Origin of the sequence: Bacillus sp. GMs2/2, from assembly GCF_050172095.1 — a bacterium.
GTDB lineage: Bacteria > Bacillota > Bacilli > Bacillales > Bacillaceae_G > Bacillus_A > Bacillus_A cereus.
Map to the genome: position 1 here is coordinate 1 of NZ_JBNLYE010000223.1, position 6,681 is coordinate 6,681.

The window sequence follows — 6,681 nt, forward strand, 5'->3', positions numbered from 1 at the left end:
CACAATTCAACAATGTTTTCTGAAAATATTGAAAGTTTTTATCGAACAATTTATAATTTCCATAGAGGGAGTTTAATGGGGATTTTATCTTTGTTTCATCTACACAATATTTGATAATTCACTATATAAAACACAAAATCGGATTGCATTATCATGTATTCTGTAGCAGCAATTATGACCGATAATTAGGGAGGAATTACATTTGTACAAAGATAAGACAGACGCACTGGATCAAGAATGGATTGATTTAATACTTGAAGCTCTAGATGCTGGTATCGCCATGCAAGACATCGAGCAATTTTTCCAACGTATGAAGCCATCCAGTCAGGCTCAATAGGTTTGTTCTTTTTAACGAAGTTTATGTTATAATAATGACATCATAAGACAACTACATATTGATAGAAAGGTGCGCAAATATGATTGGAGAACGTATAAAACGCCTTCGTTTACAAAAAGGGATTTCATTAACTGAACTTGCCGAAAAAGCTGGCGTTGCTAAATCTTACATTAGTTCTATAGAACGCAATTTACAAAAAAACCCTTCCATTCAGTTTCTTGAAAAGATCGCAGCAGTTCTACAAATTCCAGTTGATACTTTACTTCATGATGAAACAACAAAGGAAACTAACCTAGACTCCGAATGGACACAACTCGTTAAAGATGCAATGAACTCTGGTGTCTCCAAAGAACAATTTCGTGAATTTCTTGAATTTACAAAGTGGAAGCAAAATCAAAAATAATAATAGAAAGAAGTGCTTACAACCAGCACTTCTTTTTCTTTATAAAAAAAAGCGGGAATACCCGCTTTTTTATTATTTTTCTTCCCCAGCTTCTTGGTTAGCATTGAATGTCCATTCTAAATTCAATGTATCACCTTGGAAGATATTTTGGTCTTTTCCATCATCTACAAATTCAAATTGTACCCATAGATAATCCTCTGTACCAGCTGCTAATCCACCCTTTTCTCCCCACTCAGGAGCAAAGATATCTTTAGCTAAAAGATCTGGATCAACTTTTTGTAAGTCTGCTAAAGTTGTTTCGTATACAGGCTCACTTTGTTTATCCCAGTTCCAAAGGAATTTTACTTTAACGTGCTTACCAAAGTCTTCACCAGCATTATCACCTTTTGCATCTTTAACAGTATACTTTGTTGCTAATTTAACGTCTTTAATAGTTAACGAACCGCTGTTTTGTAATAAGAACTCTTTCTTAACAGAATCCCCTGGTTTTAAATCTTTAATATCTACAAGCGTCTTAGGGTTTAATGTAAGGTCTAACGTCCCAGCTGCAAATGTATTGTTTGATACTTCTTTATCGCTAAAGAATGCAAATGTTCCTCCACCAATTAAAGCTAACCCCAATGCTGCTGATGCAACTCCCATACCTAATTTCTTTTTCAGACTCACAATCAATTCCCCCTAGCTTTTTTTTATATTTTTATCACTTATTTTTCAATAAGAGATGTAAAGAAAACTATATTAGCTTGGCTAATATGCGTTCTTTTTTAAAAACCTTATGTTCATTATAACGAACAACCCTATATAAACACAACACATATTTATTAATATTTTCAGTTATTTTTATTTCTCAATATCATTTAGACTTTTCAGAAAAAAACAATGATAATTTATAACTTTTTTCACACTCAAATCATTTAATACTATAAGAAAAAAGAAAAACAAAGAGGTGAGGGCTAACGTTCCCTCACACTCGTATAAATATTACTAGTCTTGCTTATTCGTTCACTCTCTCTTACACCACATTCTTGTTTTCCGGCTGTTTCACTAAAGCAGTTACTCCGCTTTCTTTTGCTCTTCTACTTTCTTCTGTTCTTCTGCTTTCTTCTGTTCTTCTACTTTCTTCTGTTCTTCTGCTTTCTTCTGTTCTTCTACTTTCTTCTGTTCTTCTACTTTCTTCTGTTCTTCTGCTTTCTTCTGTTCTTCTGCTTTCTTCTGTTCTTCTACTTTCTTCTGTTCTTCTGCTTTCTTCTGTTCTTCTGCTTCAATTGCAACGTTTAATTGTTGCTGAAGAGCCTGAATTTGCTCATCAATAGCTTTCAAGCTAATTTCTTTCTCAATATAGTCACGCTTCTCTTTGATACTGCGGAAGCCTTCATTTACATATATGGACACTTGCTGCATCGATTCATCTTTATTTACCTTTAATTCTTCTTGTATTTGATTGTAAGGAGCTTCTATTTCAGTATATACATTTTGCAGGGCTTCCTTCTCAGCAACAATTTTCTCACGCCCTTGTTGCCATACAGAAATCGCCTGTTTTATTTCTTCAATAGAAGTTGCTTTCGATTTTCCCTTCATCGTTCCATACTCACGCTCAATAAACTGTTTATGTTTCTCAGATTGCTCTTTTAACGTATTAACTGTTTTCGGAAATATAATTGCTGTAGAAAGCGTCGCTTCTACTTTCGTTTCATGAATGAACGCCGCTTCTGTATGCGTCATAATTTGAGATCCTAAATAAAACGTAATAGAACACATACACGGCAATATAAGCATCTTTTTAAAATTACGCGGTCTTTTCAGCATCTTAATCTCTCCCATCGAACATCACGTTCTTTATACAGAACATTATCTATATTATAGTAAAGAACTATTAAAATTGATAGACAAATACTAGAAAAATAGAAAAAGGGCTATCCATGTGATAGCCCTTTTTCTTATTATCTTTCTTCACCTGCTGTTTGTTGTGCATCAAACGTCCAATTTAATTGTAACTTATCGCCTTGGAATTGATTTTGATCTTTTCCATTATCAACGAACTCGAATTTCACTTTGAATTTATCAGATTTACCTGCTGAAATACCTTTTTCATCCCAGAACCAAGCCGATAAATCATTATCTACAGCTGTAAGTGTGTCACCTTTTAATTTATCTAAAGTAGTTTGTTTCACAATTGTCTCATGCTTATCTACATTTTTTAAGAATGTTACTTTAATATGTTTACCAAAATCATCTTTATTGTCTTTCTTTACATCTTCTACATTATAATCTGTTTTCAGTAGAACCTTTTTAATATTTAAAGAGCCTTTATTTTCTAGTTTAAATTCTTTTTCAATTGTATCCCCAGGTTTTAAATTCGATACGTTAACAACTGTTGATGGATTTAATGCTAAATCCAGTGTTCCAGCCGCAAATGTATTATTTGACACTTCTTTATCACTGAAAAATGCAAATGTTCCTCCACCAACTAAAGCTGCTCCTAATACTGCTGATGTAATACCCATTCCTAATTTTTTCTTTAAAGTCATGTCCATATCCCCTTAATATATATTTGTTAACTTCCTAAACGGAAAGTATAACCAAACGAACTAGACGGATTGTTCTACTTTTTTATCTTTCTTTTCTCCGTCAATGCTACGAATAGCACCAAAAATAGAAATCGCGGAATACCCAAGTAAAAAGACCCCTGGAATAATAAGAAGCAATGCTGCTCCCGCTTTTGAATTCGCATAATTCAGTAAATAACCAACATACGGAACTGTAATATCTGCATACTTTCCAACTACATTTTCTGCAAGTACTGGCTCTAAATCTGGTCCGTTGTTGTTATCCCCTTTTGTTTCATACATTACTTTTCCATTTGTATCTTTCACACCGATAATACGGTGAGTGATAATTTTTTGATCTTTCTCTTTAAAGGTAATAACATCACCTTTTTGATATTTAGAACCATCTTTGTTTGGTTCTATTGCAATGATTGATCCTGTTAAAAACGTCGGCTCCATTGATCCTGAAAGAACGCTCTTAAATTGATATCCCATCACTGTCGGATCACCACCGCTTGCTTTTGAAGAAATAACTACAAAAGCTAAAAAAACCATCAATGCAAATAAAACAAATGAGATCGCGTTGCTAATTATCTTCCATATTAATTTCATCGTCTCTCTCCCTCTCCGTTGTTTTATATTATTTGAAGTATGCAATATCCACTTGTGTTCTTTAACAAGAACACAAGTAAATGATATAACGAACTTTAAGTTATTGCAATAAGAAAATTTACAATTATTAGTTATTTAAAATATAGAAAAAAGACTGTGCCAAAATTTTACACAGCCTTTTTATTAGTAATTTATTTACCTTCTGATTTCATTCCTTTTGTATTTCGGCGCAACACTACATATAAAATTGCTCCAAATAATATAATCGCACCTATCCCAACACTTATTGCTTTCACATTTGAGTCTTTTACTTCAGGCATAGTTGTATCTTTTTTAGGCATCGTAAAAGTGACATCTTCTGTTGAAAGAACATTTACCGTCGCAATTGTTTGATTATTTTTCGTAATATCAACTGCACCAACTACCTCACCACGATGTATTCCTTTATGATATAAAGATTCTTTATCTAATGAAGCCGCCCGGAAAATAGTTTTCACATTTTTCCCTTCATCTTTCTTAAGCATAAGCTCCGCACTTTGTTCCAACTCAGAATTAACATCTTTATTTAAATATGTTGTTTTTTGATGCCAATTATGTTTATCAAGCACCATTTGCTTCGTAAATTGACCGAAAGAATATTCCGCCATCTGCTTCAAATCTTCATAAATTTCAGGTCTTTGAGAAGCCATTACTACGCTTATAATACGATTTCCATCTTTCTCATTTAATAAAACAAGTGTATTACGTGCTTCATTCGTAAACCCTGTCTTACCGCCAATGCTATATGGATTTTCAAAAAAATTAGATTTATTAAAAATAGACACCGTCTGCCTAGACGTCGTAACTGTCGTTCTTTTCGTATTCATCGCTTGTAAAATTTCAGGATACTTTTGCACACCCTTCGTAATCATAGCCATATCATACGGCGTCGTATAATGGTTCGGATCATGCAATCCATTCGGTGTTACAAAGTGGCTATCTTTCGCCCCTAATTGCTTCGCTTTCTCATTCATCATATTAGCGAAATTCTCAACACTCCCGCCAATCCGCTCCGCAATCGCATACGACACATCATTCGCACTCAGCACCATTAAAATCATAAGCGCAGTATTTCTATTAATTGTCTCTCCAGGTTGAAACTCAATTTGATAATTACTCTTCTCTTGATCTAATGCTAATTGTGAAAATGTAAATTGATCCTCTGGCTTTGTATGCTCCATGAGTAAAATCGCTGTTAACACCTTCGTCGTACTAGCAGGAAATGCGCGGTGATATGCGTTTTTGTCATACAAAACATCTCCTGTTTTTGCATCAATTGTCGTTGCAAACTGACTAAAAACATTCGGTCCTTCCGCAGGTGGTGGTGCAACTTGTTCTGGATTTACTCCAATATTCGTCTCAGCACGCAATGTTATGGGCGTCAAAAAAAACGAACAAATAACTGTAATAAAAACCAAAATTTTCTTAAAATTTACCATATGACTCTCCCTTTTCCATTTACTCCTTAACAAAATAATAAATCTACCAATCATATGTAATTTGTATTATATTGGAAGAATTTTCACTATTTTTTACTATATCATACTTTTACGATAAAGAACATAAATATACAATAAAAATAAGAAGGAATTACTCTTTCTTATCCTTCTCATCAATCAACGAATCTATTAACTTTTGACTAGCTTCCTCGGGCGTAATCTCATCTGTTATTCCCATAAACGACCAACCTTTAGAATCAACCCACTCAACAAACTCTTGTAAAAATTCATCATGTGTAACATCCACATCAAGAATCGATCCATTAATCGAAATCGTTCTATTTTTAGACACGCGCATCTTGAACGTTTTTCTTACCATTACAACTTTTCTCCCTCTACTTCTGAATATTTATAAAGTGAAACTTTCATCAACCCTCACGAATCGGACTTTTACGGGCATTCCGACCCGAACCTAACTTCTTTACTTTTGCTGAATTTCGAGGTAAGGGATCTTACTGCCCGCAAATAGCGAGATAAAATAATCATGTATCTCTGTTATACATGATTTTCAGTAAATTGTAAAAAGGATATATTGGCCAATTGGTATATTGAAACTGAAAATCTATCATTCTGCAAAAATATCAAATGATATGTAATTGTTCATAAATGACTGAATAGATTCACATAAAAATAAAACAACTTACATTTTACCACACCAAATACAAATGACTTTCTTACAATGGAATGGAGTATACTAGAAGAAAACTTAAAATGAGGAGGAACCTCATGACGCGTTGTACGTATTGTAAAACGAAGTGGACAATAAAAGATGTATGGGCAATACTCGTGACATTTGAAAAGGATTGTCCGTATTGTTTTATGAGACAATATCTATCAAAGAAAACAGTGAACGCTATGCCAGAACTTATAAGCTTACCTTTACATTTCTTACTCCCTTTTCTTGTTGATTTGAGTGCTGAAGGTCCTTTGGATTGGTATCGTAAATAATATAACCACTACATCCAAAGACTACTTTCTACTAAATTCGCTTCTCATCATTATTCCTTCATACATTACTAGCATAATCGCTTATACTTTCCCTTTTGAAGATTCTGTAGCTCAGCAGGAAGAGCGTCCCCTGAACAAGGTTTATCAATTATGACTTTAATAAACGATGATATATGCATACTGTTAAGCATAAAAAATTAGCATTAAGTTCCACTCAAATATTAATTGAAACCCAACACTCCATTTAATCTGTAATCTAGAATACAAGCAGTGTTTTTTATTATGCATTTTTGCATA

Annotated in this window: 9 protein-coding genes; 3 read left to right on the top strand and 6 right to left on the bottom strand. The window is 33.6% G+C overall.

All coding sequences use genetic code 11. The features are described from left to right. The first annotated feature begins 202 nt into the window (after window positions 1-202). Window positions 203-337, top strand: coding sequence for an anti-repressor SinI family protein (locus ACQGS6_RS20605; RefSeq protein ID WP_000276219.1), 135 nt, complete (start codon window positions 203-205; stop codon window positions 335-337). Window positions 338-416: 79 nt separating this feature from the next. Then, window positions 417-740 carry a helix-turn-helix domain-containing protein gene (locus tag ACQGS6_RS20610; protein WP_000578885.1) on the top strand — a complete coding sequence of 108 codons (324 nt, stop codon included), beginning with the start codon at window positions 417-419 and terminating at the stop codon, window positions 738-740. Window positions 741-812: 72 nt separating this feature from the next. Here ACQGS6_RS20610 and calY read toward each other — a convergent pair whose 3' ends face one another. The 6 genes from calY to ACQGS6_RS20640 all read right to left on the bottom strand — a co-directional run bounded on the left by calY (window position 813) and on the right by ACQGS6_RS20640 (window position 5,755). Further along, complete coding sequence (calY, locus tag ACQGS6_RS20615) at window positions 813-1,406, bottom strand: biofilm matrix protein CalY (RefSeq protein WP_000053713.1); 594 nt, start codon at window positions 1,404-1,406, stop codon at window positions 813-815. A gap of 387 nt (window positions 1,407-1,793) precedes the next feature. Further along, window positions 1,794-2,561: a DUF4047 domain-containing protein gene (locus ACQGS6_RS20620; RefSeq protein ID WP_426965512.1), complete on the bottom strand. Its 768-nt coding sequence runs from the start codon at window positions 2,559-2,561 to the stop codon at window positions 1,794-1,796. A gap of 119 nt (window positions 2,562-2,680) precedes the next feature. Beyond that, window positions 2,681-3,268 carry a CalY family protein gene (locus ACQGS6_RS20625; RefSeq protein ID WP_000172854.1) on the bottom strand — a complete coding sequence of 196 codons (588 nt, stop codon included), beginning with the start codon at window positions 3,266-3,268 and terminating at the stop codon, window positions 2,681-2,683. A 60-nt stretch (window positions 3,269-3,328) separates the two neighbouring features. Continuing rightward, window positions 3,329-3,898, bottom strand: coding sequence for a signal peptidase I SipW (gene sipW, locus ACQGS6_RS20630; RefSeq protein ID WP_000767792.1), 570 nt, complete (start codon window positions 3,896-3,898; stop codon window positions 3,329-3,331). Between the two features lie 191 nt (window positions 3,899-4,089). Continuing rightward, complete coding sequence (locus ACQGS6_RS20635) at window positions 4,090-5,376, bottom strand: D-alanyl-D-alanine carboxypeptidase family protein (protein ID WP_000247028.1); 1,287 nt, start codon at window positions 5,374-5,376, stop codon at window positions 4,090-4,092. 151 nt (window positions 5,377-5,527) lie between these two features. After that, a complete protein-coding gene (locus ACQGS6_RS20640) occupies window positions 5,528-5,755 on the bottom strand; it encodes a hypothetical protein (RefSeq protein WP_000251856.1) in 228 nt (75 codons plus the stop codon). 407 nt (window positions 5,756-6,162) lie between these two features. Between ACQGS6_RS20640 and ACQGS6_RS20645 the strand changes: the two genes are divergently transcribed. Continuing rightward, window positions 6,163-6,384, top strand: coding sequence for a hypothetical protein (locus ACQGS6_RS20645; protein ID WP_000196288.1), 222 nt, complete (start codon window positions 6,163-6,165; stop codon window positions 6,382-6,384). Window positions 6,385-6,681: the final 297 nt, after the last annotated feature.

What these genes read in the sequence shown, in the direction of transcription:
- ACQGS6_RS20610 (WP_000578885.1), top strand. Translation starts at nt 417, where the DNA reads ATGATTGGAGAACGTATAAAACGCCTTCGTTTACAAAAAGGGATTTCA.
- ACQGS6_RS20620 (WP_426965512.1), bottom strand. Translation starts at nt 2,561, where the DNA reads ATGGGAGAGATTAAGATGCTGAAAAGACCGCGTAATTTTAAAAAGATG.
- ACQGS6_RS20625 (WP_000172854.1), bottom strand. Translation starts at nt 3,268, where the DNA reads ATGACTTTAAAGAAAAAATTAGGAATGGGTATTACATCAGCAGTATTA.
- sipW (WP_000767792.1), bottom strand. Translation starts at nt 3,898, where the DNA reads ATGAAATTAATATGGAAGATAATTAGCAACGCGATCTCATTTGTTTTA.
- ACQGS6_RS20635 (WP_000247028.1), bottom strand. Translation starts at nt 5,376, where the DNA reads ATGGTAAATTTTAAGAAAATTTTGGTTTTTATTACAGTTATTTGTTCG.
- ACQGS6_RS20640 (WP_000251856.1), bottom strand. Translation starts at nt 5,755, where the DNA reads ATGGTAAGAAAAACGTTCAAGATGCGCGTGTCTAAAAATAGAACGATT.
- ACQGS6_RS20645 (WP_000196288.1), top strand. Translation starts at nt 6,163, where the DNA reads ATGACGCGTTGTACGTATTGTAAAACGAAGTGGACAATAAAAGATGTA.